At 73.4% G+C, this 25,323-nt stretch carries 18 protein-coding genes; 9 read left to right on the top strand and 9 right to left on the bottom strand.

What is annotated here, in order from left to right; all coding sequences use genetic code 11:
• Positions 1–73 precede the first annotated feature (73 nt).
• A complete protein-coding gene (locus tag MQV74_RS17710) occupies positions 74–1,561 on the bottom strand; it encodes an LCP family protein (RefSeq protein ID WP_441349342.1) in 1,488 nt (495 codons plus the stop codon).
• A gap of 198 nt (positions 1,562–1,759) precedes the next feature.
• On the opposite strand from MQV74_RS17710, the gene MQV74_RS17705 reads away from it, so the two are divergent.
• The gene (locus MQV74_RS17705; protein ID WP_268255504.1) at positions 1,760–2,800 is read left to right on the top strand and encodes a glycosyltransferase family 2 protein; all 1,041 of its coding nucleotides are present in this window, start codon (positions 1,760–1,762) and stop codon (positions 2,798–2,800) included.
• A 34-nt stretch (positions 2,801–2,834) separates the two neighbouring features.
• Here MQV74_RS17705 and MQV74_RS17700 read toward each other — a convergent pair whose 3' ends face one another.
• The 4 genes from MQV74_RS17700 to MQV74_RS17685 all read right to left on the bottom strand — a co-directional run bounded on the left by MQV74_RS17700 (position 2,835) and on the right by MQV74_RS17685 (position 9,011).
• Positions 2,835–4,631 carry an LCP family protein gene (locus MQV74_RS17700; RefSeq protein WP_242718831.1) on the bottom strand — a complete coding sequence of 599 codons (1,797 nt, stop codon included), beginning with the start codon at positions 4,629–4,631 and terminating at the stop codon, positions 2,835–2,837.
• 143 nt (positions 4,632–4,774) lie between these two features.
• Positions 4,775–6,595, bottom strand: a complete 1,821-nt coding sequence (locus MQV74_RS17695) for an LCP family protein (protein WP_242718829.1) — start codon at positions 6,593–6,595, stop codon at positions 4,775–4,777.
• Positions 6,596–6,821: 226 nt separating this feature from the next.
• Entirely contained in the window at positions 6,822–8,132 is a 1,311-nt protein-coding gene (locus MQV74_RS17690) for an LCP family protein (protein ID WP_242718827.1), read from the bottom strand.
• 126 nt (positions 8,133–8,258) lie between these two features.
• Entirely contained in the window at positions 8,259–9,011 is a 753-nt protein-coding gene (locus MQV74_RS17685) for a TIGR03089 family protein (protein WP_242718825.1), read from the bottom strand.
• A gap of 138 nt (positions 9,012–9,149) precedes the next feature.
• Between MQV74_RS17685 and MQV74_RS17680 the strand changes: the two genes are divergently transcribed.
• The 3 genes from MQV74_RS17680 to MQV74_RS17670 all read left to right on the top strand — a co-directional run bounded on the left by MQV74_RS17680 (position 9,150) and on the right by MQV74_RS17670 (position 12,930).
• Positions 9,150–10,619: a peptidoglycan recognition protein family protein gene (locus tag MQV74_RS17680; protein WP_242718823.1), complete on the top strand. Its 1,470-nt coding sequence runs from the start codon at positions 9,150–9,152 to the stop codon at positions 10,617–10,619.
• A 94-nt stretch (positions 10,620–10,713) separates the two neighbouring features.
• Positions 10,714–11,796, top strand: coding sequence for a nucleotidyltransferase family protein (locus tag MQV74_RS17675; RefSeq protein WP_242718821.1), 1,083 nt, complete (start codon positions 10,714–10,716; stop codon positions 11,794–11,796).
• Between the two features lie 129 nt (positions 11,797–11,925).
• Positions 11,926–12,930, top strand: a complete 1,005-nt coding sequence (locus MQV74_RS17670; protein ID WP_242718819.1) for a DNA-3-methyladenine glycosylase family protein — start codon at positions 11,926–11,928, stop codon at positions 12,928–12,930.
• Between the two features lie 51 nt (positions 12,931–12,981).
• On the opposite strand, the gene MQV74_RS17665 is transcribed toward MQV74_RS17670, so the two are convergent.
• From MQV74_RS17665 to MQV74_RS17655, 3 genes are all read right to left on the bottom strand, one after another.
• Entirely contained in the window at positions 12,982–14,298 is a 1,317-nt protein-coding gene (locus tag MQV74_RS17665; RefSeq protein ID WP_242718817.1) for a coenzyme F420-0:L-glutamate ligase, read from the bottom strand.
• Entirely contained in the window at positions 14,295–15,263 is a 969-nt protein-coding gene (gene cofD, locus MQV74_RS17660) for a 2-phospho-L-lactate transferase (RefSeq protein ID WP_242718815.1), read from the bottom strand. The genes MQV74_RS17665 and cofD overlap by 4 nt, the downstream gene beginning before the upstream one ends.
• An 88-nt stretch (positions 15,264–15,351) precedes the next feature.
• A complete protein-coding gene (locus MQV74_RS17655) occupies positions 15,352–15,867 on the bottom strand; it encodes a cysteine dioxygenase (RefSeq protein ID WP_138960077.1) in 516 nt (171 codons plus the stop codon).
• Between the two features lie 775 nt (positions 15,868–16,642).
• Here MQV74_RS17655 and MQV74_RS17650 point away from each other — a divergent pair.
• The 3 genes from MQV74_RS17650 (at position 16,643) to MQV74_RS17640 (ending at position 22,343) form a co-directional block, all read left to right on the top strand.
• Positions 16,643–16,906, top strand: a complete 264-nt coding sequence (locus tag MQV74_RS17650; protein WP_030672713.1) for a WhiB family transcriptional regulator — start codon at positions 16,643–16,645, stop codon at positions 16,904–16,906.
• Between the two features lie 233 nt (positions 16,907–17,139).
• Positions 17,140–20,862, top strand: a complete 3,723-nt coding sequence (locus tag MQV74_RS17645; RefSeq protein ID WP_242718813.1) for a glycosyltransferase — start codon at positions 17,140–17,142, stop codon at positions 20,860–20,862.
• Positions 20,859–22,343, top strand: coding sequence for a DUF5719 family protein (locus MQV74_RS17640; RefSeq protein ID WP_242718811.1), 1,485 nt, complete (start codon positions 20,859–20,861; stop codon positions 22,341–22,343). The genes MQV74_RS17645 and MQV74_RS17640 overlap by 4 nt, the downstream gene beginning before the upstream one ends.
• A 15-nt stretch (positions 22,344–22,358) precedes the next feature.
• Here the strand turns inward: MQV74_RS17640 and MQV74_RS17635 are convergent, their stop codons facing one another.
• Positions 22,359–22,814: a metallopeptidase family protein gene (locus MQV74_RS17635; protein WP_242718809.1), complete on the bottom strand. Its 456-nt coding sequence runs from the start codon at positions 22,812–22,814 to the stop codon at positions 22,359–22,361.
• A gap of 262 nt (positions 22,815–23,076) precedes the next feature.
• Here MQV74_RS17635 and MQV74_RS17630 point away from each other — a divergent pair, with 262 nt between their 5' ends.
• Together MQV74_RS17630 and MQV74_RS17625 are read left to right on the top strand one after the other, a co-directional pair.
• Positions 23,077–23,499, top strand: coding sequence for a DUF3499 domain-containing protein (locus MQV74_RS17630; protein WP_242718807.1), 423 nt, complete (start codon positions 23,077–23,079; stop codon positions 23,497–23,499).
• A 187-nt stretch (positions 23,500–23,686) separates the two neighbouring features.
• On the top strand, positions 23,687–25,303 hold the full coding sequence (locus MQV74_RS17625) for an L-lactate permease (RefSeq protein ID WP_242718805.1): 1,617 nt from the start codon (positions 23,687–23,689) through the stop codon (positions 25,301–25,303).
• The last annotated feature ends 20 nt before the right edge of the window (positions 25,304–25,323 follow it).

Below are 25,323 nucleotides of genomic sequence, written 5' to 3'. Positions count from 1 at the left end.
GGCGGACGGCGCTTGGGCGTCAGCCGGGCGGGGGAGGGCGGTGGGACCGCCCCGCCCCGGTGCGGGACCCGGGCTATGGGCAGATGACCTGGTCGCCCGTGATGGCGCCGAATTCGCCCTGGTGGGCGTCCTGCGCCCGCACCGCGCGGACCCCGCGGAAATCCGCCCCGGCCAGCACCTTCAGCGTCGGCCCCTGCCCGTTCACGCGCCGCATCTCGCAGCCGGGCAACGCGGTGGCCAGAGACTTCGCGGAGCGGTCCCAGCGCGGGTCGTAGGCCACGACCGTGCGGGCGAGCGGCCCGGCGCCGGGGGCCAGGGGGACGGAGCCGGGCACCCCGGAGGTGCGGAAGCCGGACCTCCGTAGCGCCGAGTCCACCCGCCGCCCGAGCCCGGACGTCCGCGTGCCGTTGTCGACCTGCACCCGGATCTGCTCGGGGGAGACCGGCACGAGCGCCAGCTTCCGCCGCTCCCGGTGCGGAGCCAGCGGCTTGTCGTCGCGCAGCGCCTGGAACAGCTTCGCGGACTTCTGCGGGTCCCACTTCAGCGTCGACCCGACGCCGGGGATCAGCTGCCCCTTGGGCGCCAGCGGCACGGTCGTGAACTCCGACGACGACGGCGAGAAGTTCCGCATGGCCCGGCCGAGCGCCAGCATGTCCGTCGTACCGAAGCCGTCGTCGGCCCGCACCGAGCCGAGCAGCGTCTGCGAGACGTCACGGAACTTGACCGGATTCAACAGCACGCCGCTGCTCGTGGCCTTCGCGATGAGCGCCGCGAGGAACCGCTGCTGACGCTGCATGCGCCCGAGGTCGGCGGCCCCGTCGATGTGCCGCGAGCGGACGTACTGCAGTGCCTGGCCCCCGCTGAGCTGGTGCGTGCCGACGGACAGGTCGAGGCCCGTGTAGGAGTCCTTCAGGGGGATCGTGGTGCAGATCTCCACACCGCCGACGACGTCGACGGTCTTCATGAAGCTGGTGAAGTCGACCTCCAGATAGTGGTCGATCTTCACCTTCGTCATGCGCTCGACCGTCCGGACCGTGAGGTTGGGCCCGCCCTCCGCGTACGCCGCGTTGATCTTCACGGGGTGCGACCTGTGGTGCTTGCGCGAGTTCTGGTCGACGTGCGGAGGCAGCTCCGCGTACGAGTCCCGGGGCAGGCTGACCACGCTGGCGCGCTCCCGGTCCTCCGAGATGTGCACGATCATGATCGTGTCCGTGCAGTGGCAGGGGGCGCCGCCGAGCCGGTACTTCCTCTTCTCCGCGCGGCTGATCCTGTCGCGCCCGTCCGTGCCGACGAGCAGCACGTTCGTGCCGTGGCTGCCCTCGGGCCGGTTCTTCATGTCCTTGAAGGCGTCGACGCGCCTGATGCCGGTGTCCAGGCTGGAGACCACCGAGTGCCCGATCCCGGCGGCACCGAGCACCGTGACGGACAGCGCCGTCGCGATCCGCATCGCCCAGCGCGGCCGCCGCGTCCGCCGCGCCGCCGGTCGGGCCGGGGGGCGCGGGGGCCGCGGCGGGTGGGGCCGGCGCGGGGGCGGGGCGGGGGAGCGGTGCGGTGCGGGCACGTGCGAGGACACCTCCGCGGTCGCGGCTTGAGCCGGGGGACGCCAGAACCGTAGGCCCATACGATCTGCGGCCCGGGGTAGCGACCCGGACGGCGCGCGCCCGTGTCCCCCGTTCGCGGTAACGTGACGCCCGATGCTGCATTCTCCGGGGGCGTCCCCCGGGAACCCGGGCCGCGAGACGAGAAGGAAACTCCGCACGTGAATTCTGACGGTCAGCCTCCCGCCGTCTCCGTGATCATGCCGGTCCTCAACGAGGAGCGGCATCTGCGCGAAGCCGTCCACGCGATCCTCAAGCAGGAGTACGCGGGTGAGATGGAGGTCGTCGTCGCACTCGGCCCCTCCACCGACCGCACGGACGAGATCGCCGCCGAGCTGGTCGCCGAAGACCCCCGGGTGCACACGGTCCCGAACCCGACAGGTCGTACGCCCGCGGCCCTCAACGCGGCCATCAAGGCCTCGCGCCACCCGATCGTGGTGCGCGTGGACGGCCATGCCGCGCTCTCGCCGGGGTACATCACCACCGCCGTGCGCCTCCTGGAGGAGACCGGCGCGATGAACGTCGGCGGCATCATGCACGCCGAGGGCGAGAACGACTGGGAGCACGCCGTCGCCGCCGCCATGACCTCGAAGATCGGCGTCGGCAACGCCGCCTTCCACACGGGCGGCGACGCCCAGCAGGCCGAGACGGTCTATCTGGGCGTCTTCCGCCGCGAGGCCCTCGAACAACAGGGCGGTTACAACGAGGAGTTCATCCGCGCCCAGGACTGGGAGCTGAACTTCCGCATCCGCGAGGCGGGCGGCCTCATCTGGTTCTCGCCGGAGCTGAAGGTCTCCTACCGGCCGCGCCCGAGCGTGAAGGCCCTCGCCAAGCAGTACAAGGACTACGGCCGCTGGCGGCACGTCGTCGCCCGCTACCACGAGGGCTCCATCAACCTGCGCTACCTCGCGCCGCCGACGGCCGTGTGCGCCATCGCCGCGGGCCTGGTCGTGGGCGCGGCCCTGACGCCGTGGGGCCTGGTGATCCCCGGCGGCTATCTGGCGGCGATCGCCGCCGGGTCCGTGCCCGCGGGCAAGGGCCTGCCCCTGAAGGCGCGGCTCCAGATCCCCGTGGCCCTCGCGACGATGCACATGTCGTGGGGCTGGGGCTTCCTCACCAGCCCGCGCTCGCTCGCCAAGAAGGTCATCGCCTCGCGCCGCCCCGCGGTCCTCGGCACGGACCGCAAGCCCCAGGAAGCCTGACCCCGGAGCCCGCGTCCGGACCCGGACTCCCGCCTCACCAGGTGAAGTTCGGGTCCACCTTCATGCACGCCTTCTTGTCGGAGCCGTTGAGCGCGTCCGCCGACTTCGGCGTCGAGTCGTCCTGCTTCTTCGCCTTCTCCGGCTTGTCGCCCTCGCGCCAGTCGGCGCCCACGACCAGCGTCACGCCGGAGACGTCGGTCGACCTCTTGGCCGCGCTCAGCGGCAGGCCCAGGGACTTCGCGACCCGCTGGGCGTCGCCCTCGAGCTCGACCGAGGGATAGCGCACCACCGTCCTCGCCTCGGTGAGGGCCGTCGCCGTGTCCGGCGCCGCCTTGGCGAAGCCCGCGGCCGTGAGCAGCTGTGCGACCGTGCCGGCGCGGCCGCTGACCGCCGGCTCGGTGGCGGTGCGGGTGCCGTTCTGGACCTGCACCGCGATGTCGGCGTCCGGCGCGGCCGGGTCGTCGGACGGCTTCTCCTTCGGCTTCTTCTTCTTGCCCTTGCCGTCCAGGGGGATGTCGTCGCGTACGAGGCGGAAGAGCTGCTCGGCATCGCCCGGCTTGGGCACCACGCGCGAACCGGAGTACTCGAACGGCATCGTGGTCATCGTCGTGCGCTCCGGCGAGACCTTCTTCAGCTCGTTGCCGAGGTCGTACAGCTTGAGGACCGTGCCGAGGCCCGGGTCGACCTTCAGGGCCCTCGTGGCGTTCTCGGCGAGCTTGCGCAGCCGGTTCGGGCTGGTCAGGCTCGCGTTCTCGCGCAGGGTGCGGACCAGCGAGTTCATGTACATGTGCTGGGCCTTGGCGCGGCCGATGTCGCTGCCGTCCTCGAAGCCGTAGCGCGTGCGCAGCCACTGGAGGGCCTGCTCGCCCTGGATCTTCGAGGTGCCCTTGGGCAGCTTCAGGCCGGAGCCCTTGCCGGTGCTGGTGCGCGAGTGGATGTTCTTGTCCACGCAGACGGGCACGCCGCCGATGGCGTCGGCCATCGACACCACGCCGGAGAAGTCGACCATCATGAAGTGGTCGATGCGGATGTTGGTCAGCTTCTCCCAGGTGGCGACCGTGCAGCCGGGGCCGCCGCGCCCCAGGGACTCGTTCGTCATCGCCCGCGGCCCGAGCTCGTCGTACACCTTGCCGTCGTCCGGGTCCGTGCACTTGGGGATGGTCAGGAGCGTGTCGCGGGGCATGCTGATCATCGACATGTTGGTGCGGTCCGCCGACAGGTGGAGCAGCATCTGCACGTCCGCGAGCGGGGGGCCGCCGAAGGTGTCCTTGGCGCCGCCGAGCTTCTGGTTCTCCTTGGAGTCCCGCGCGTCCGAGCCGATCAGGAGGATGTTCAGCGGGGTCTGGCCCGCGGCGTTGGGCGTGGGCGCGGGCGCCCGGTGGTCGCCCAGGTTCAGGTCGTCCGTTTCGAGGTTGCTGTTGAGGTGCTGGTAGTAGAGGTATCCGGCCCCTGCCGTGCCGAGTATCAGGACGGCCAGGATGGTCGCCGACCACCGCAGCACCCGCCGCTTGCGCCGGGGTGCCGCGCGGCGCGTACGGCTGCGGGAGCCCCGGGCCTCTTTCCCGCGGGCGCGGCCCTCGCCCTGCGGGCCGCCTTTTCCGGAGGAGCGGCCCTCGCCCTTCGCGCCGCCTTTTCCGCGGGCGCGGCCCTCGCCCGCTGCGCCGCCTTTCCCGCGGGAGCGCCCCGGGCCTTTCGTGTCCCGCGCGTGTGGCTCCGCTTCCCCGGCGTCGCTGTCCGGACGGCCGCCTTCCGCGCGGGACCGCTCACTCGTGGCCTCGTGAGTGCCCGCCCCCGAGGACACTCCCTCCCCACGCACGCTGTTCTGCCCCATCCCCTGTCCCTCCCCGCCGTGCTTCCCAAGTGTGGCCCACCCGTGGCCACTTGCGGCACGCTGCCGCCGCCCCGGCAGTCCGCGCGGTATGTCGCGCTTCAACCACCGGGGCGTTCTGTGAGACGTGAAACGACCGCCTCAGGTCACTTGGCACACACGGTTTTGTCGGCCCCGACCTTCTGGATGCCCTCCGGAGCCTTCGACGGAGCCTTCACGGGCACCCCCGCGCCCTTGAAGTCGGCACCGAGGGTCAGCACGATCGCCGGCAGGCCCTGCGCGTTCTTCTCGCTCTTGCCCGGCTTCAGCGCGGCGGCGGGCAGCCCCATGAGGTCGGCCAGCTTCCGGGCCTCGTCGGCCTGTCCGGCGCTGTACTCCACGGTCGTCTTGCCCTGTTTGCCGGCGTTGCCGAGCTGGCTGGACTTCGTCACGCCCTCAGTGTTCTGCAGCCAGCTGAGAGTTTCCTGAGCGGCACCGATGCGCTCGCTGCCGTTGTAGACGTCGACGCGCACGTCACCGGCCTCGGCGCGCGGGCCCTTGAGCCGTGCGGCCACGGCGGCCTTCTCCTTCTTCTCCTGCTTCTTGACCTCGGTCAGCGACACGTCCTCGCGCAGCATCGAGAACAGCTCGTCGGACTTGGCCTTGTTCAGCACGACCGTGACGGGCTTCTTCTCGGCGGGGTTGTCGACCACCGGGGTCGTCGCGAAGGTCAGGTTCTTCATGTCGAACTTGCCGAGCTCCATGCCGAGGTCACGGAGTTTCATTATGTCGTCGATCTTGGAGTCGACGGTGAGCGCCTTCGTGCCCGCCTCCGCCAGACTTATGATCTTCTTCGGGCTGGTCAGCGTGCCCTTCGACTTCAGCTTGCGCATCAGCGAGCTGAGGAACTGCTGCTGCAGCTGGATCCGGCTGAGGTCACCGCCGGTGCCCACGGTGTACCGGGTCCGGACGAACGCCAGCGCCTCCTCGCCCTCGATCGAGTGCTTGCCCGCGGGCAGCTTCAGATGCGACTTGGGGTCGTCGAAGTCCTTGGCGAGGCACACGTCCACGCCGTCGACCGCGCTGGACAGCGTCTTGACCGCGTTGAAGTCGGCCACCATGAAGTGGTCGAGCTCTATGCCGGTGATCTGCGTGACCGTGCGCATGACACAGCTGGGCGTGCGCTCGTTCTGCCCGAGGCTCTCGTTGAAGCGGACCTTCTGCGAGCCCGGGATCGTCTTGGTGGAGCCGTCGTCCTGCTTGGTGGGGCAGTCCGGGATGTCGGTGATCAGGTCCCGGGGGATGCTCAGCGCGGTCGCGTTGGACCGGTCCTTGGACACGTGCAGCAGGATCGTGGTGTCCGCGTGCCCGACGCTGCCCTCGTCGCCGTAGCCCTTGTTGCCGTCGCCGCTGCGCTCGTCCGTGCCCACGAGCAGGATGTTGATCGCGCGGTCCTTGCTGAAGCCGCCGGTGCCCGCGCCGTCGTCGGAGACGGACGTGATGTTGCCGTTGAGGTGCTGGTAGTACAGATAGCCGCCGACACCGGCCGCGACCACCACGAAGGCGACCGTGCCCCCCGTCCACGCCAGTATCCGCTTGCCCGTGGACTTCTTCTTGGTCTTGCCCTTGCGGCGGCTGCCCGCCGCCTCCGGCTGCGCGGCGCGGCGCCTGCGCTGGCCCGGCACCTGCTCCCGGCCGCCGCCCCGGCTCCCCGGGCGCTCGGGGCCGCGCGCGCCGGGGCGCGGGGCGCCCTCCTGCGGCGTGCTCTGCTGCGGGTCCGCCGGGCGCGGGGCTCCCCGCCGGGGCGCCGCCCTGCGCGGGCCCGGCACGCCGGTCTGAGGCGTGCCGGTCTGAGGCGTGCCGGTCTGAGGCGCCGACTGCTCTGCGGAAGGGCTCAGTCGCAGCTCGTAGTCACCGGTCTGTGGATTGAGTACCCACTGGTCTGCGGGATCGATGTTCTCCGCCCGCCCACGGCCTTGCGCGTCCACGGTTGTTTGCGTCCTCCGTCAGGGCCACGCGGCGCCTTTCCCCCCTCAAGAAGGCGCTCGGTCCAGTCGTACCAACGGTGTGCGGCCCATCGGCCGGACACCGGATCGGCTCACACTATCCGCCCAGTTCAGCGTCCAACGACGCCGGTGACAAATTCCACTCCCCTACAACTGGGCAATCCGCCCAATTTCTTTGGTGCGCGGCCCTGTCCGTCCGGTGTTCGGATTACGTACAGGTCGATCCGGCGGCCGTGTTGCCCCGGAATGTGGGTGCCGGACTCGGCGTGTGCGTGGGGTCGTCCGGCTTCTCGTCGCTCCACTCGCCGCCGTCCTCGTACTCCCCGGAGTCCGCGTACCCCTCGGCTCCCTCGCCGGAGTCGTCCTCTTCTTCTTCGTACTCCCCGCCGTCGTCGCCGTTCTCGTACGAGGATTCGTCACTGTGCGAAGTGGTTGAGGCATTCGATACGTCCGGCCGGGCGCGGCTCACCTGCACCGGCTCGTCCGTGCGGAGCCGGGTGAAGAGTTCGTCGGCCGCGGGTTCCACCAGCTCGTCGCGATTCGCGTCGTACGTGTACGAGCGGCGCGGCACCGTGAGGAATTGAACCCGTTCTGTGGGGATATTGCGTAGTCCGCGCACCAGTTCGTACAAACCGCGCAGGCTCGCGAGTCCCGGGTCCGTGGTGAGCGACGACGTGGCCGCGTCCAGAACGGGATAGAGCTTCACCGGATTCAGCAGGACGTCGTTGCTGCGCACTTTGTTGACGAGCGCGCCGAGGAACTCCTGCTGCCGGTCCATGCGTTCGGTGTCGCTGCCGTTGCCGAGCGACTTGCGGGCGCGGACGAATCCGAGGGCCTGCTCGCCGTTGAGGGTCTGCCGTCCGGCGGGCAGCCGCAGCTTCGCGGCCGCGTCGTCCACCGGCGCCTTGAGGCATACCTGCACGCCGTCGACGGCGTCCACCATGTCCTTGAACCCGGCGAAGTCCACGACCATGTGGTGGTCGACCCGGATGTTCGTGAGCTTCTCCACCGTGCGGATCGTGCAGGCCGTGCCGCCGAACTCGAACGCCCAGTTGAACTGCGCGAATTGGGCCCGGGTGCGGGAGCCGTCCGGGCGGCGGCAGCTCGGGATCCGCACCATCAGGTCGCGCGGCAGCGACACCGCGGTGGCGCTCTGCCGGTCGGCGGCCAGGTGCAACAGGATCGTGGTGTCCGAGCGCTGGGTGCCGAGGTCGCGCCCGTACTTGTGGTTGCCGCGCCCCGAGCGGGTGTCCGAGCCGATCAGCAGGATGTTCTGCGCGTCGTGCACGAGCGGGGTCGGCCGCTCCTTCTCGTACCGCGCGAGCTCGGCGGCGGCGTCGGTGTCCTCGGTGATGTTCCCGTCGAGCTTCCGGTACACGGCCCAGCCGACACCGCCCGCCGCCAGGACGACCACGGCCGTGCCGACCCCGGCGTACCGCAGCCAGCGTCGTCTGCGGCGCCGCGCGGCGAGCCCCGACGGACTCGCCCCCGCGCCCGGTCCGTACGTGCTGTCGGTCACGTGTGGATCCACCCCTCGTGGCTGCGTCGGTGCATGGCGCTCCTACGACCATGACCCGGCCGGGGGCGGGGGGCTCGCGGAAGGTGGGCCGAACGGGTGAGGGGCCCCGGGACCGGCCCGCCCCGGCTACCGCACCGTCACGGTGACCCGCTCCGCCTCCACCCGCTTCTCCAGGCCGCCCTCCGGGGCCTGGTCGAGGTGGCGGCACAGCACCACGGAGCCACCGGAGGCGAGCGGCGCGTACAGCCCGGCGCTCAGCCCGTCCCAGCTGTCGTAGGGGCGGCCGGACAGCAGCCGCGCCCCGGCTGCGAGCCCGAGCCCGGCGGCGTCGTCCAGGGCCCGCGCCACCACCTCGGCGCCGGTCAGCTCGGCGCCGTCGACGGCCAGGGCGGGCCCGTCCGGGTCCACGGGCGCGTACGGCGCGAAGCGGTCGCCCTGGCTCGGCACCTCCACCGCGTAGTCGACGAAGCCGTCCGGGGTCTGCGGGAAGCGCCCGCCGAGCGGCCGCAGCGCGAGCGCCACCCGCTCCCCGGAGCAGGCCCGCGCCGCTTCGAGGGTGTCGGGGCCGCTGACGACGAGGTCGGCGCCGGCCGGGTCGCCGCCGACGTCCGCGACGACGCCCACCGAGGAGCAGGCGAGCAGCCACACGGCGGTCTGCCAGTGCGCGGGAAGGAGCAGGGCGAGCCGGTCGCCGGGCTCGGCGGCGAGGTCGCCCTGGAGCAGGTTGGCGGTCTTGGCCACCCAATTGGCGAAGGTGGCCACGGACAATTCCACGCGCTCACCGGTGGCGTCGTCGTAGTACGTGACGAGTGGGCGCGCCGGGTCGGCGGCGAGCGCGGATCGCAGCAGGTCGGCAGGGGTGCGGTCGTTGGCGTTCACGGCCGCAAGGGTACGCGGGGCCCGCGTGTCGCCCGTGCGGGCGGGGCAGTTGGGGCCACCGGTTCGGCCGACTCCGGGCCGACGGACCGTCAGTTCCCCAATGGACAGATATGGCCCGATATGCGGACGATCGTCTGCATGCGTGGATTCCTTGCTTCCTCGATCGGTGTCACCTGTGCGGCGGCGCTGGCCCTGCCCCTCGCCCTTCCGTCGACGGCCGCCGCCACGGCCGCCGGGCCGCCCGCGGCGGGCGCGCTGCCCGGCAGTACCCAGTCGCTCCCGCTGGCCCCGCTCGGCTCCGACCGGGCGGGCGGCGCGCCCCGGGCGGAGGGCCTGCCGCGGCGTGACGTACGGCCGTTCTCGCTGCTCGGCGTGGTCTGGGACGACGCGGACGCCGAGCTTCGCGGCACCGTCCAGGTCCGCACCCGCGCCACCGGCACCACGGTCTGGTCCGCCTGGCAGGACGTCGAGACGCACAACCACGAGCACGCCGCGGACCCCGGCACGGCCGAGCGCGCCTCGGGCCGGGTGCGCGGGGCGACCGCCCCCCTGTGGGTGGGGGACTCGGACGGAGTGGAGGTACGCGTACGGGCGCGCGGCGCGGAGCCCGCGACGGGCGCACGCGCCGGACGACCGGCCACCCCGCGCGACCGGGCCCCGGCGGCGGACGCCCTCCACGCCCACGCCGCGGCGGCCGACGCGGAAGGCCGGACCCCGGCAGGCGACGCGGAAGGCCGGGCCCCGGCGGACGGCGCCCCGGGGCTCCTCCCCGCCGGGCTGCGCCTGGAGCTCGTGGATCCCGGAGCGGCGCCCCCGCCCGGCGGCGCCCCGGCCGACGCCCCGCGCGCCACCACCATGACCGCCGAGGCCGCGGCCTCCTCCGCCGTGAACGCCGACCTCGCCCCGCTGGGCGCCCCGGCCGTCCCCGAGCTGACGAAGGAGCGCACCCGAGCGGACCTCCTGGCCGCCCGCGGCCTTCCCGGCGCCAGCGGGGCCCGGCCCTACGTCGGCCCGCGCCCGCGCATCGTCACGCGCCGCGGCTGGGGCGCCGACGAGCGGCTCCGCGAACGGAACTTCGCGTACACGAAGACCGTCAAGGCCGCCTTCGTGCACCACAGCGCCACCGGCAACAACTACCGCTGCTCACAGGCGCCCTCCGTCCTGCGCAGTATCTACCGCTACCACGTCGAGAGCAGTGGCTGGCGCGACATCGGCTACAACTTCGCCGTCGACAAGTGCGGAAACATCTACGAAGGCCGCGCCGGTGGCGTGGCGAAGGCCGTCCTCGGCGCCCACACGCTCGGTTTCAACACCAACAGCATGGGCATCGCCGTCCTCGGCACCTACACCAGTGCCGCCCCGCCGAAGGCCGCGGTCACCGCCGTCGCCCGCCTCACGGCGTGGAAGCTGGGCCTGTTCGGGGCGAATCCCCGCGGAACGACATACCTGAAGTCGGGAGGTGGCAACCTCTACTCGAAGGGCACGAAGGTCCGGCTGCATGTGATCTCCGGCCACCGGGACGGTTTCGCCACCGAGTGCCCGGGCCGCCGCCTTTACAGCAAACTCGGCACGGCCCGTACCGCGTCGGCGCGCTACCAGGGCCGCTGACCCCGATCGCACCGCACGGCCCGCATACACGTCTGCATACACTGGCCGGCCGAAACAGAGTTCGGCCGGCCCCAGCAGGAAGCAGAGACGACAGGTGACAGAAGCGATCCTCCTGGTCGGCGGCAAGGGCACCCGGTTGCGGCCGCTCACGGTGAACACACCCAAGCCCATGGTCCCGGCGGCGGGTGTCCCGTTCCTCACCCACCAGCTGGCCAGGGCCCGTGCGGCGGGCGTGGACCACATCGTCCTCGCCACGTCGTACCTGGCGGAGGTGTTCGAGCCGTACTTCGGCGACGGCTCGGCGTTCGGTCTCCACATCGAGTACGTCACCGAGGAGGAGCCCCTGGGCACCGGCGGCGCCCTCCGCAACGTGGCGTCGCGCCTGCGCTCCGGGCCGCAGGATCCCGTCCTGGTCTTCAACGGCGACATCCTCACGGGCCTGAACATCCGCGCCCTGGTCGCCGAGCACGAGCGGACGCGGGCGGACGTCTCGCTCCACCTGACCCGGGTCACGGACCCGCGCGCGTACGGCCTCGTCCCCACCGACGGGACCGGCAAGGTCCTCGCCTTCCTGGAGAAGCCCCAGACGCCCGAGGAGATCGTCACCGACCAGATCAACGCGGGCGCGTACGTGTTCCGCCGCTCGGTCATCGACACCATCCCCGCGGGCCGCCCCGTCTCCGTCGAGCGCGAGACCTTCCCCGAGCTGCTCGCCTCCGGCGCGCACCTCCAGGGCCTGGTCGACTCGACGTACTGGCTGGACCTCGGCACCCCGCAGGCCTTCGTGCGCGGCTCCGCCGACCTCGTCCTCGGCCGTGCCCCCTCGCCCGCGGTGCCCGGCCGCTGCGGCGACCGCCTGGTCCTGCCGTCCGCCCGGGTCGCCTCCGACGCCAAGCTGACCGGCGGCACGGTGATCGGCGAACATGCGGTGGTCGGCGAGGGCGCCCGGCTGTACGGCAGCACGATCCTGTCCGGCGCGGTCATCGAGCCCGGCGCCGTCATCACCGACTCCCTCATCGGGGCCCGCGCCTCGGTCGGGGCCCGCTCGGTCCTCACCGGCGCGGTGGTGGGCGACGGCGCCCGCATCGGCGCGGACAACGAACTGCGGGACGGCGTGCGCGTCTGGTGCGAGGCCACGCTCCCGGCGGGCTCGGTCCGCTTCTCCTCGGACCAGTAGGGCGCCTTCGGGCGGGGCGGGCGGGCAGGCTCACCGGCGGGCGGCCCCCGGCCTTCGGGAACGGGCGGGCAGGCTTCCGCCTTCGGGAAGGGCGGACGGGCGGGCTCCCGGCGGGGCTACCCTCGACGGATGTCCTCCCGTTTCGCCCCCCGCCCCACCCGCCCCACCGTGCGCGGCGGCGAAACCCGTGTCCCCGCGGCGAGGCCCCGGCCCGCCACCGCGGCCAGGCGCCGCACCTGGACCCCCGAGGCCCCGCTGCACCTGGGCCTCACCCTGGGCCCCCTGCGCCGGGGCCCCGCCGACCCCACCTTCCGCACCACCCCGGACGGCTCGGTCTGGCGGGCGACCCGCACCCCGCAGGGCCCCGCGACCCTGCGCGTGGCGCTGCGCGCGGGCACGGCGGAGGCGGAGGCCTGGGGTCCGGGCGCGGACTGGGCCCTGGACACCCTGCCCGACCTGCTCGGCGCGGCGGACGCCCCGGACGGCTTCACCGCCCGCCACCGCCTGGTCGCGCACACGGAGCGCCGCCGCCAGGGCCTGCGCCTGACCCGTACGGGCCTGGTGCTCGAATCCCTGATCCCGTCGGTGCTCGAACAGAAGGTCACCACGGACGAGGCGTACCGCGCCTGGCGCCTGCTGGTCCGCACGTACGGCGAACCGGCCCCGGGCCCGACGCCCCCGCAGGCCCGCATGCACGTGATGCCGGACCCGGCGACGTGGCGCCGCATCCCGTCCTGGGAGTGGCACAGGGCAGGGGTGGACGACAAGCGGGCCTCGGCGATCCTGCGGGCCGCGCGAGTGGCCGCCCGCCTGGAGGAGGCGGCGGCGATGCCTCCGGAAGAGGCCCGGGCCCGGCTCGAACTGATCCCCGGCATCGGCCCCTGGACCTCGGCGGAGACGGTCCAGCGCAGCAACGGCGCCCCCGACGCCGTCACCGTCGGCGATCTGCACCTGCCCGGCATCATCGGCTACGCCCTGGCGGGCGAACGCGACGCCGACGACGCCCGCATGCTGGAACTCCTGGCCCCCTACGAAGGCCAGCGCCACCGCGCGGCCCGGCTGATCTGCCTCAGCGGCCACACCCCGCCGCGCCGCAAGCCCAAGATGCCGAAAGCCGACATCGCGGCCCTCTGAGACGGTCGGGCGGCAGCCCTTCGTGCAAGGGGCGCCTCCGCGAGGGCCCGGTTACCGCACGACGAGGAACTCCGCCGCGTCCCGACCGACCCGCGCCACCGGCGCCACGGCGGGGTGCCCCACCGCGACGGCCCCCATCGGCTCCCACTCCCGCGGCAGCCCGAGCACGTCCCGCACCACGTCACGGCAGAACATCGTCGAGGACACCCACGCGGACCCGAGCCGCTCCCCGGCGAGGGCCACGAGCAGGTTCTGCACCCCCGCGCCCGCGGCGACGACGAACATCTCCCGCTCGGCGGCGTCCCGCCGCTCGTCGCCGTACGTGTGCGCGCCGTCCGTGACGAGGCAGGGGACCACCAGGTACGGCGCGTTGCGCAGCACGTCGCCGCGCCGCACGCGGCGGGCGATGGACTCCTCGGACTTGCCGTCGCGCCGCAGGTCGGCGACCCACGCGTCCCGCATGGCGTCGAGCAGCCGCAGCCGGGACTCCGCCGACTCCAGGAGCACGAACCGCCAGGGCGTCGTGTGGTGCGGCGCGGGCGCGGTCACGGCGGCGGCGACGGCGCGCCGCACGGCCCCGGGGTCGACGGGCTCGTCGGTGAACTCCCGCACCGTGCGCCGCAGGGCGAGGGCTTCCCGCACGGCCTCGCTCGTGCCGAGGCGGAACATGTCGTCGCGGGCGTCGCGCACCAGGGCCCGCGCCCCGGTGTCGGTGCCGTCGGGGCCGTCCGCGCCGCGCACCGCGTGCGGCAGCCCGCGTACGACCGCGACGGGAAGCCCGGCGGCCTTGCCCTTCACGAGGTCACCGGCGGCGGCCAGCTCGTCGGCGGTGGCGACGACGGTGGCCTGGAGGGGATTGCCGTACGAGTCCACGCCGCCGCGCAGGTCGTCGAGCACGCGCACTCCGGCGGCGCCGATGGCGACGTCCGTCAGGCCGGAGCGCCAGGGGCGCCCGAAGGTGTCGGTGACGAGCACGCCGACGTCGACGCCGAGCGCGTCGCGCAGCCCCGCGCGCAGGGCGCGCGCGGACGCGTCGGGGTCCTCGGGCAGCAGCAGGACGGTCCCCGCGGGGGTGTTGGAGGCGTCGACCCCGGCGGCGGCCATCACCAGGCCCTGGCGGTTCTCGACGATGCGCAGGGTGCCGCGGCGGGCCACGACGCGGACGGTCTCCGCGTCGATCGCGGCCTCGCGGTCGTCGGCGTCGACGACGCGCCCCTCGGCCTTGCTGACGATCTTCGAGGTGACGAGGACGACGTCCCCGTCGGCGAGGCCGGGCTCGGCCGCGGCGATCAGCTTCGCCAGGTCGTCGCCCGGGCGGACCTCGGGCAGTCCGGGCACGGCCCAGACCCGGAAGGCCGGGGCGGTCACGCGCGGACCTCCTCGGCGAGGGCGAGTGCCTCGCGGGCCATGGCCGCGGCGGCGTCGACGTCCGTCATCATCAGCGGGATGGCGCGGCACCGGATGCCCGCGGTCTCGACGCGCTCCACGGTGGCGGCGTCCACGGTGTCGACGAGCCAGCCGTCGAGCAGTCCGCTGCCGTAGTGCTCGGCGACGGCGGCGGCCGTCGAGTCGACGCCCACGGCGGCGAGCACCTTGTCGGCCATGCCGCGCACGGGCGCGTCCCCGACGATGGGGGACAGGCCCACCACGGGCACCCCGGCCTCGGCGATGGCCTCGCGGATGCCGGGCACGGCGAGGATCGTGCCGACGCTGACGACGGGGTTGGACGGCGGGAAGAGGACGACGTCGGCCTCGGCGATGGCTTCGAGGACGCCGGGCGCGGGCTTGGCCTGCTCGGCGCCGACGGGCACGATCGCGTGGGCGTCGACGGAGGCCCGCAGGCGGACCCAGTACTCCTGGAAGTGCACGGCCTTGCGCTCGCCGGAGTCGCTGTCGGGCACGGTGATGGCCACGTGGGTCTCGACGCGGTCGTCCGACATGGGGATGAGCCGCACGCCGGGCTGCCAGCGCTCGCACAGCGCCTCGGTGACGGCGCTGAGCGGATAGCCCGCGGCGAGCATCTGGGTCCGCACGATGTGCGTGGCGAAGTCGCGGTCGCCGAGGCCGAACCACTCGGGTCCGACGCCGTAGGCCGCGAGCTCCTCCTTCACCTTGAAGGTCTCGTCCTCGCGGCCCCAGCCCTGTTCCTCGTTGATGCCGCCGCCGAGCGTGTACATCACCGTGTCGAGGTCGGGGCAGACCTTCAGGCCGAACAGGTGGATGTCGTCACCGGTGTTGCCGATGACGGTGATCGCCGCGTCGGGCGCGGCCTTCTTGAGGCCGCGGAGGAAACGGGCGCCGCCGATGCCGCCGGCCAGAACCACAATGCGCATGTGCCCAGCATCGCAGGCGGGTGTGACAGTGCGGCAGGCGCCCGGGGGTTCGGCCGTGACGTCGGCGGGATCGCGCCGGTTGTGCGCCCTACGCGGTGAGTGCGTCGCGCGCCGGGTCCCGCGGCGCGTGTGCCTCGCAACGGGCCGTGTGCATCGGCATTTCGGTGAGGCCGGGGTAGTAGACGTGCAGGCTCACGGCGGGTTCCAGGGAGTCGTTGACGACTTCGTGGTCGTAGCCGGGCGCGAAGACGCGCTGCGCCCCCGCGGCGAGGGTGCGGCTGCCGCGCCGGGTGCGCTCGGTCAACCGGCCTTCCAGGAGGGTCAGTACGCCGGAGGAGCGGCCGTGGCCGTGGAAGCCGCTGCTCTGTCCGGGCACCCAGGAGAGCAGCCACACCTCGTAGCCGGGCGCGGTGCGCAGGCGGTGGTACCAGCGGCTGGTGGCGTCGTACTGGACGAGGGGTGCCCACTGGGCGCGGTCGGCGGCGATGGCGCGGGCGAGCCCGGCGAACTCCGCGACGGTTTCGGGGTGCTCGCGCGGGGGCTGCAGGAGGTGCGGGACTTCGAGGATGTCGCCGGCGATCTGGAGGTCGCTGTCGCTGTTCATGGGGTGCGGTGGTTCCTCAACGTAAGAGTGCTGGGGTGTCGCGGGGCAGAAAGCGGAGAGGTGCTGCTCGGGGGTGCGGGCCGGGTGCGGAGCGGGCGCCGGGGAGCGGGGTGGCCGGGGCCTGGCGGTGGCTCAGCGGTTCAACAGCTGGAGACGGTGTGGCTCAACAGCTGGAACAGGCACACGCACAGGTACAGCGACAGCGCGCGAGGGCAGCACCGGCAGACCCGCTGTTGCGGGTCACGGAAAGCGCCAAGTTCGCGAGCATGCCCACCAGGACAGCGGCTCACACCTCACCTGTCAACTCGATGTCCGGAATGTGGACAATGTTTCACCGCATCCGGTTGTTCTCTCAGGGGAAAGGTTTGTGCGGCGCTTCAGGGGACACAAGCCGCACCAACCGGCGCTCGAACCGGCGCGTCGACCGGCGCTCGACCGCCGTCGCGATCCCGTGATCCACATGTGATCCGGTTCGCTTCGGCGAGTTCGCTGCAACGGGAGTGCGAGTCGTGGCGTCCCTCTCGGTGAGGGGGCGCGACGCGACGCCTGTCGGGCGAGGGGACACCTGCTCGGACGGGTCACTGGCGAGTGTCACGGTTTAGGTAGATTTGAACACTTTCCGCAAAGCCTTGGTTCCGCAGAGTGAATAAGGGGCTCAATAGCAGATCCCGGCTTGACTGCCCCGGATCGGCACACTTGTAATTTCACTCGTGTCGTTCAGCCGAAATCGGTAACGGCAGCACCACGGGGACGCGAAGACAGACGAGGGGCGCATATGACCGAGCTGGTTCAGGAACTGCTGGTCGAAGACGCGGACGACGAACTCGGCTGGCAGGAGCGCGCACTGTGCGCCCAGACCGATCCCGAGTCCTTCTTCCCCGAGAAGGGCGGCTCGACCCGCGAGGCCAAGAAGGTCTGCCTCGCCTGCGAGGTCCGCTCGGAATGCCTTGAGTACGCGCTTGCGAACGACGAACGCTTCGGCATCTGGGGCGGCCTCTCGGAGCGCGAGCGCCGCCGCCTGAAGAAAGCGGCCGTCTGATCCGCCCCTTCCGGAACCGTCCCTCAGCCCGCCCATCCGCCCCTACCAGGGACGGGTGGGCGGCGCCATGTGACGCACCCGCAAGGCATACCAGCCAGGCACTCCCCAGTTGTCCACAGGCGGCGGGCCGTTGTGTCGCCAGCCGTTAGTGTGGGGCCCCGTCCGAGACGCCACGGCGCCCCCACAGGGCACGGGCGTCCACCGCAGTCCAGCGAACCGGGGCCCGTACCTCGATGTCCGTGCACAGCCACCCCCAAGACCACGACGGCGCCGCCGCCGGGTTCGACCCGTCCCGCGCGGCGGGGTTCGATCCGGCGAGCCCACCCGAGTTCCCGCGGCACGTCGTGACAGCGGTGCTCGTCTCCCACGACGGCGCCCGCTGGCTGCCCGACGCGCTCGCCGGACTGCTCGGCCAGGACCGCCCCGTACAGAACGCGATCGCGGCCGACACCGGCAGCGCCGACGACTCCGCGCGCCTGGTCACCGAGGCCCTCGGCGACGACCGCGTGCTGCACCTGGCCCGCCGCTCCGGCTTCGGCACCGCCGTCGACGAGGCGGTGCGCACGGCCCCCGTCCTCACCCCGGAGGACCTGCCGTATCTGAAGCGCCCCAGCGGCTGGGACCCGGTGAGCCGCACCTGGCGCGACGAGGCCTACGACCTGCCGGACCTGCCGCACGGCGAACCCGAGCAGTGGCTGTGGCTCCTGCACGACGACTGCGCGCCCGAGCCCGGCGCCCTCGCCGAACTGCTGCGCGCCGTCGAGGCGGAGCGCGAGGCGGGCAACGAGGTCGCGGTCGTCGGCCCCAAGCTCCGCGGCTGGTACGACCGCAGACAGCTGCTCGAAGTCGGCGTCTCCATCGCCCACTCGGGCCGCCGCTGGACCGGCCTCGACCGGCGCGAACAGGACCAGGGCCAGCACGACCACGTACGGCCCGTGCTCTCCGTGTCCACCGCGGGCATGCTGATCCGCCGTGAGGTCTTCGAGCGGCTCGGCGGGTTCGACCGCCGGCTGCCCCTCATGCGCGACGACGTCGACCTGTGCTGGCGCGCCCACGCGGCGGGACACCGCGTCCTGGTCGCCCCCGACGCCGTCGTGCGGCACGCGGAGGCCGCCTCGCGCGAGCGCCGCACCGTCGACTGCGTGGGCCGTACGGCGACCTCGCCGCACCGCGTCGACAAGGCGGGCGCGGTCTACACCCTGCTCGCCAACTCCCGCACCGCCGTGCTGCCCTGGGTCCTCGTCCGGCTCGTCGTCGGCACCCTGCTGCGCACGCTCGGGCTGCTCCTCGGCAAGGCGCCCGGCCAGGCCCTGGACGAGGTCGCCGGGCTCTTCGGCACGCTGCTGCGGCCCGAGCGGATCCTCGCCGCCCGCAAGAAGCGCGGCAAGCCGCAGGTGACCGGCGGCGAGATGCGCCCCCTGTTCCCGCCGCCCGGCGCCACGGTGCGCGCCACCGTCGAGCAGGTCGCGGGCCACCTCGGCGGCGACTCCGACCCCGAGGTCTCCGCCGCGGGGCGGCACGGAGCCGTCGAGTCGGGGCCCGGGGGAGACGACGCCGACTTCCTGGAGATCGAGCAGTTCGCGCGCCTCAAGCGCGTCGCCCGCAAGCCCGGACCGCTGCTCTTCGTCGTCCTGCTCTTCGTCTCGCTCGTCGCGTGCCGGTCGTTGCTCGGCGGCGGCGCGCTCGCGGGCGGCGCGCTCCTGCCCGCGCCCGCCGACGCCTCGGACCTGTGGTCCCGGTACGCGGACGCGTGGCACCCCGTGGGCATCGGCGGCACGGACGCGGCGCCCCCTTACCTGGCCCTCCTGGCCGGCCTGTCGACGCTCCTGTTCGGCTCCACCGGGCTCGCCGTCACCGTCCTCCTGATCGGCTCGGTGCCGCTCGCGGGCTTCACCGCCTACTTCGCGTCCCGGCCCCTGGTCACCTCCCGGCTGCTGCGCGCGTGGGCGTCCGTCGCGTACGCCTTCCTGCCCGCCACCACCGGCGCGCTCGCGGGCGGGCGCGTCGGCACCGCGGTCCTCGCCGTCCTGCTGCCGCTCATCGCGCGCGCGGGAGCCTCGGCCGCCGGGCTCACCTCCCAGGACGGCGGCCGCGGCAGCTGGCGCGCCACGTGGGCGTACGCGCTGCTGCTCACCGTCACCACGGCCTTCACGCCCATCGTGTGGCCCATCGCCGCCGTCGTCGGCCTCCTGGTGCTCGCGCTGCGCCGCGCCGACCTCGTCGCGTACGGCACCCGCTTCCTGGCCGCCGTCGGCACGCCGCTGCTCGTCCTCGCGCCCTGGTCCCTCACGCTGCTGCCGACCGGCTTCTTCAAGGAGGCCGGTCTCGCGTACGGCACGGGCTCCGCGTCCGCGCTCGACCTGCTCGGCGGCAGCCCCGGCGGCCCCGGCACCGTGCACGGCCTGCTGCTCATCGGCATCGTCCTGGCCGCGCTCGCCGCCCTGCTGCGCGCCGAGCGGCAGCTGGCCGTCCGCACCGCCTGGGCCGTCGCCCTGGTCGCGCTGGTCTTCGCCGCCCTTTCGAACGGCTCGGCGTGGGCGGGCCCGGCCACGCTCGCGTACGGCATCGCGCTGCTCGCCGCCGCCGCGCTCGGCGCCGACGGCGCACGCGCGCGCGTCGCCGAGCAGAGCTTCGGCTGGCGCCAGCCGGTGGCCGCGCTCATCGCGTTCGCCACGGCCGCGGGGCCGCTGCTCGCCGCCGCCGGGTGGATGATCCGCGGCGCCGACGGCCCGCTGGAGCGCCGCGACCCGGTGCAGGTGCCCGCGTTCGTCGCCGAGGAGAGCCGCACCCAGGACCAGGCCCGCACGCTCGTCCTGGACAGCGCGTCCCCGGCCGAGGTCGCCTACATGCTGGTCCGCGGCTCCGGCGCCCGCCTCGGCGACGCCGAACTCGCCGCGAAGGACGGCACGGACGCCCGCCTCGACCGCATCGTCGCCCGCCTCCTCACGGGCTCCGGCGCCGACCAGGCCGACCAGCTCGGCGGCTACGCCGTGCGCTACGTCCTCGTCCGCGACGGCGCCCCGCGCCAGCTCAGCCGCACCCTGGACACCACACCGGGCCTGACCCGGCTCAGCCAGGAGGACGGCAGCGCCCTGTGGCGCGTGGACCGGCAGGTCGCCCGCGCGGCCGTCGTGTCCGGCTCCCAGGACCCCGAGCCGGTCGCCGCGGGCCCCGTGGAGGTGCACACGAAGGTCCCGTCCGGCGACGAGGGCCGCGTGCTGCGCCTCGCCGACGCGGTCGACCCGGGCTGGACGGCGACCCTGGACGGCCACACGCTGACCAGGACCACCGTGGACGGCTGGGCCCAGGGTTTCGAACTGCCCGCCTCGGGCGGCCGCTTGGACATCACGTACGAGGCCCCGGCCGCCCACACGGCGCTGCTGTGGACGCAGGGCGCCCTCGCGCTCGTCCTGGTGGTCCTCGCGCTGCCCGGCCGCCGCCGCGACGTGGACGACGACCTCCCGGAGGAGCAGCTGGTGCCCGCGCAGGCAGCCGCGGGCGAGGGCCGCAGGGCGCGCAGGCTGCGGGCCCAGGGCGAACAGGGCCCCCAGGAGGGCGCGTTCCCGGACGGCACCCCCGAAGAGGCCGCTCTGGGCGCCGTTCCGGCCCAGCACACCCCCGCGCCGCCCCAGCACGCGCCCGCCCAGGGCGAGTGGCAGACCCCCGCCCACGCGGGCGCCGACCAGGGCGCGTACGGCGGCGAACAGCACCACCAGGGCGGCCAGTACGCCTCCGGAGGCTACGACCAGGCGTACCAGGCGGATCCTTACCAGGGCGCCCAGTACGACCCGTACGCCTACGAAGGCACGTACGGCACGTACGAGACGAACCCCGGCTACGGCCAGACGTACGGCTCCTACGACGCCACGGACGCCGCCCACCCGCAGCACCCGCCGGTGCCGCCGCGCCCCCCGCACGGCACCGACAGTGAGCGTCCCGACGGGAGCCAGCAGTGAACCGCACCACCCTGTCCCTGATCGCCGCGGCGGCGGCCCTGGCCGCCGTGACCGGTTTCGCCGCCGTCAACGCCCCCGCGGGCGACGGCGGCGCCGCGGCGGCGAAGCGGCTGCCCGTGGAGCGCACGAGCCTGCTGTGCCCGGAGCCCAGCACGTCCGACCTCGCGGAGACGACGTACACGGCGTTCACGCCCGCCTCGCGGGCCTCGGGGCGCGCGGGCGGGGCCGCGCTGTTCCCCGTCGTCAAGCAGCTCACGGACGCGCCGCAGGGCGGCAAGGGCAAGGGCGCCAAGCCGTTCCTGACCCAGAAGGAGCCCGGGAAGCCGGTCTCCGGCGAGGAGTCGGGCGCGGAGGCCCCCACGCTCATCGGCAGTGCCGACGGCCGCCTCGCGCCCGGCTGGACCGCCCAGCAGACGACCTCGGTCAGCGCGGGCGCGGGGCGCGGCCTGCACGGCACCAACTGCACCGCCCCTGACACCGACTTCTGGTTCCCGGGGGCCGGCACGGCCAAGGGCCGCAACGACTACGTCCACCTGATGAACCCCGACGACGCGGCGGCGGTCGTGGACATCGAGCTGTACGGCCCCGGCGGCGCCCTGAAGGCCGAGGTCGGCGAGTCCATCCAGATCCAGCCGCGCTCCAGCGTCCCCGTGCTCCTGTCCACGCTCACACCCAAGCCGCAGACCGACCTCACGATGCACGTCACCGCGCGCAGCGGCCGCGTCGCCGCCGCGGTCCAGTCGTCGGACGAGGAGCTGGGCGGCGACTGGCTGCCCGCCGCCACCGACCCGGCGCCCCGTCTGGTGCTGCCGGGCATCCCGAAGGACGCGACCTCGGTGCGTCTCGTCGCGTTCGCGCCCGGCGCCGACGACGCCGACCTGAAGGTCCAACTCGCCTCGCCCACCGGCTCGATCACCCCGGCCGGGCACGAGAGCCTGCACGTGAAGTCCGGCATGACGGCGGCCGTTGACCTGGGCGACGTGACGAAGGGGGAGGCGGGTTCGCTGGTCCTCACCCCCACGGAGGACCCGGTCCCGGTCGTGGCGGCGCTCCGCGTCACGCGCGGCAAGGGCGCCAAGCAGGAGACGGCGTTCATCCCGGCGACGGCCCCCGTGGGCGCCCGCGCCACCGTCGCCGACAACCGCGCCAAGGGCACCACGCTCTCCCTGACGGCCCCCGACAAGACCACCCGCGTCAAGGTGACCGCGTCCCCGGGCACGGAGGCGGGCGAGGCCACCAGCAAGACGTACACGGTCAAGGCGGGCACGACGCTCGCCGTCGCCCCGCCCGCGCCCGTGGGCCTGAAGGGCTCCTACGCCCTCACTCTGGAGCCCCAGTCGGACACCCCTGTCTACGCGTCGCGCACCTTGGAGATCCCCGAGAACGGCATCCCCATGTTCACGATCCAGTCCCTGCCGGACGACAGGGGCACGGTGGAGGTGCCGAGGGCGAAGCAGGACCTGGAGGTACTCCAGAAGTAAGGGGGGCCCGGCCGGTCAGTCCTCGCCGTAGCGGGGGTCCACCGACTCCGGGGAGAGCCCGAGGAGCTCGGCGACCTGCTCGACGACCACCTCGTGGACGAGCGCGGCCCGCTCGTCCCGCCCCTTGGTCCGGATCTCCACGGGCCGCCGGTAGATGACGACCCGCGCGGGCCGCCCCTCGGACGCGGTCACGGTCCCCCCGAGCGGTACGGTCTCCCCGGTCCACTCGTCGTCGGGGGCGCCGCCGACGGTGGGAGGCACCTCCAACACCAGGAAGTCGATCTCGGTGAGCTGCGGCCAGCGCCGCTCCAGGCGCTCCACCGAGTCCTGCACGAGGTCGGTGAAGGCCTCGGCGCGGCTCGTGGAGAGGGGGACCTGCGGCGGCGCCACGGGGCCGCGCATGCCCCTGCCGTGGCGGTCGCGGCGGCGGGGCCTCGGCTCGGCGGAGCGGGGCTGTACGGGGTCGTCCATCACTGACGAAGCGTAGTCCCCGAGATCGCCCTTTCCGCGCGGAGCACGGCATGTCGCTTCCTGACCATTCCAGCCAAGCTTGGGCACGATTGTGCATCTCTCCTGTACCGCCGATCTCGCCCTGATTGGCAGTATTTGTTCCGAGTGGTGACCGGGTTCAACACCACAGGCCCCGTTGGTCCCTTGTGTCTCCGCAGGTCAGAGCGGTGCTTTCCGGACACGCCACGCACGGTGGCACAGCACGACACGGGGGAGTGACCTGGTGGAGAGTCGTCGCGGCCCGCTCAAGAGTGCGGTACCGTCCAACGTCGTGAGCCCTGTACGTCGCTGTTCGCGCACCGCTTGCGGCCGACCCGCCGTCGCGACGCTGACGTACGTCTACGCCGACTCGACCGCGGTCCTCGGCCCCCTCGCCACCTACGCCGAACCCCACTGCTACGACCTGTGCGCCGAGCACTCCGAGCGCCTGACCGCGCCGCGCGGCTGGGAGGTCGTCCGGCTCGCCGACGCCTCCGGCCCGGCCCGGCCCAGCGGCGACGACCTCGAAGCCCTCGCCAACGCCGTGCGGGAGGCCGCACGGCCCCAGGAGCGCGCCGCGGGTGCGGGCGGCGGTGCGCGCGGAGCCGACCCCATGGAGGTCGCGCGCCGCGGCCATCTGCGGGTGCTGCGCTCGCCGGACAACTGAGCACGGCCCCCGCCTGACGTCCGAGGCCGACCGGGACGCAGTCCGGCCGGCCTGTTCCCATGCCGCCGGGCGTGCGGTCCGCACGCCCATGAGTGAATCTTCACCGGCACACGGATTGACGGCTGTTTGTCGAGGCCACGACTATTTCGCCACCCCGTGATCAAGGGATCATCCAGGGAGGCACCCCGTGTTCGTGCAGCAACTGGAGCCCGTGGCCGACTCGCTCGGCCTGTCCGCACTCGTCGCGACCCTTCCCCTGCTCACCGTCCTCGTCCTCCTCGGCGCCGTCCGCATGAAGGCACACCGGGCCGGGCTCATCGGCCTGTGCGTGGCCGTGGCCGTCGCCTGGCTCGTGTTCGGCATGCCCCTCGGCCAGACCGTGTCCAGCGCCGCCCAGGGGGCCGTCTTCGGGCTCTTCCCCATCCTGTGGATCGTCGTCAACGCCCTGTGGGTGTACCGGATGACCGTCCGCACCCGGCACTTCGACATCCTCAGACGCTCCTTCGGACGGCTCTCCGACGACCCGCGCATCCAGGCGCTCGTCGTCGCCTTCTGCTTCGGCGCGCTGCTCGAAGCCCTCGCGGGCTTCGGTGCGCCCGTCGCGATCAGCGCGGTCATGCTCGTGGCGCTCGGCTTCGACCCGGTGCGCGCCGCGGTCGTCGCCCTCGTCGCCAACACCGCGCCCGTCGCCTTCGGAGCCATGGGCACCCCCGTAGTGACGCTCGCGCAAGTCACCGGCATCCCCCTGGACACCGTCGCCACCGTGGTCGGCCGCCAGACGCCGCTGCTCGCGCTCGTCGTGCCGCTGCTCCTGGTCGCCCTCGTCGACGGACGGCGCGGCCTGCGCGAGACCTGGGTGCCCGCCCTCGTCTGCGGCTTCGCCTTCGCCGCCGCGCAGTTCGCGGCCTCCAACTACGTCTCTGCGCAACTGGCCGACATCGGTGCCGCCTTGGCGGGCGCGGGCGCCCTCGTGGCCGTGCCGCACGCGCGCAGGCCCGCAGCCGAGCCCGTGCGCGCCGCGGTCCTCACCGGCGCGCGCAGCGAGGACCTCGACCACGACGACCCGCGCGCCGACGTGCTGCGCGCCTACGCCCCGTACGCCCTGATCGTCGCGATCTTCTCCGTCGCGCAGATCCCGCCCGTCAAGGACTTCCTCACCGAGGCCACTCGCACCTTCGACTGGCCCTTCCTGGACGTCGCCGACCCCGCGGGCGACCCGGTCGGGGGCAACGTCTTCTCGCTGCCCCTGGTGGCCACCGGCGGCACGCTCGTGCTGCTCGCCGGGTTCGGGACGGCCGCCGTACTCGGCGTCCACGCGCGCGTGGCGGCACGGGAGTGGGCGGCGACCGTCCACGAACTGCGGTTCGCGATCCTGACGGTGACGAGCGTCCTCGCGCTCGCGTACGTCATGAACCTCTCCGGACAGGCCGCCGCCATCGGGCACTTCGTGGCCGACGCGGGCGCGGGCCTCGCCTTCCTCTCGCCGGTGCTCGGCTGGTTCGGCGTCGCGGTGACCGGCTCGGACACCTCGGCGAACGCGCTGTTCGGCGCCCTCCAGGTGACCGCGGCCGAACAGTCGGGGCTCTCGCCCGAACTCCTCGCCGCCGCCAACAGCTCGGGCGGGGTGCTCGGCAAGATGATCTCCCCGCAGAACCTGACCATCGCGTGCGCGGCCGTCGGACTCGCGGGCAGGGAGGGCGATCTGCTGCGCAAGGTGCTGCCCTGGAGCCTCGGCCTGCTGCTCGTGATGTGCCTGATCGTGGTGGGCCAGAGCACGGCGGCGCTCGGGTGGATGCTTCCCTGACGTCCTTGTGTAACGCCGCC

Source organism: Streptomyces sp. AN091965, from assembly GCF_022698285.1.
In the GTDB taxonomy this organism is placed as follows: Bacteria; Actinomycetota; Actinomycetes; order Streptomycetales; family Streptomycetaceae; genus Streptomyces.
The sequence above is the reverse complement of the archived record's forward strand: the minus strand, read 5'-3'. Positions and strand labels throughout refer to the sequence as shown.

Bases quoted from the DNA above. Each gene is read 5' to 3' on its own strand.
- MQV74_RS17650 (WP_030672713.1), top strand. From the start codon at position 16,643: ATGACCGAGCTGGTTCAGGAACTGCTGGTCGAAGACGCGGACGACGAA.
- MQV74_RS17655 (WP_138960077.1), bottom strand. From the start codon at position 15,867: ATGAACAGCGACAGCGACCTCCAGATCGCCGGCGACATCCTCGAAGTC.
- MQV74_RS17700 (WP_242718831.1), bottom strand. From the start codon at position 4,631: ATGGGGCAGAACAGCGTGCGTGGGGAGGGAGTGTCCTCGGGGGCGGGC.
- MQV74_RS17670 (WP_242718819.1), top strand. From the start codon at position 11,926: ATGTCCTCCCGTTTCGCCCCCCGCCCCACCCGCCCCACCGTGCGCGGC.
- MQV74_RS17680 (WP_242718823.1), top strand. From the start codon at position 9,150: ATGCGTGGATTCCTTGCTTCCTCGATCGGTGTCACCTGTGCGGCGGCG.
- MQV74_RS17635 (WP_242718809.1), bottom strand. From the start codon at position 22,814: ATGGACGACCCCGTACAGCCCCGCTCCGCCGAGCCGAGGCCCCGCCGC.
- MQV74_RS17645 (WP_242718813.1), top strand. From the start codon at position 17,140: ATGTCCGTGCACAGCCACCCCCAAGACCACGACGGCGCCGCCGCCGGG.
- cofD (WP_242718815.1), bottom strand. From the start codon at position 15,263: ATGCGCATTGTGGTTCTGGCCGGCGGCATCGGCGGCGCCCGTTTCCTC.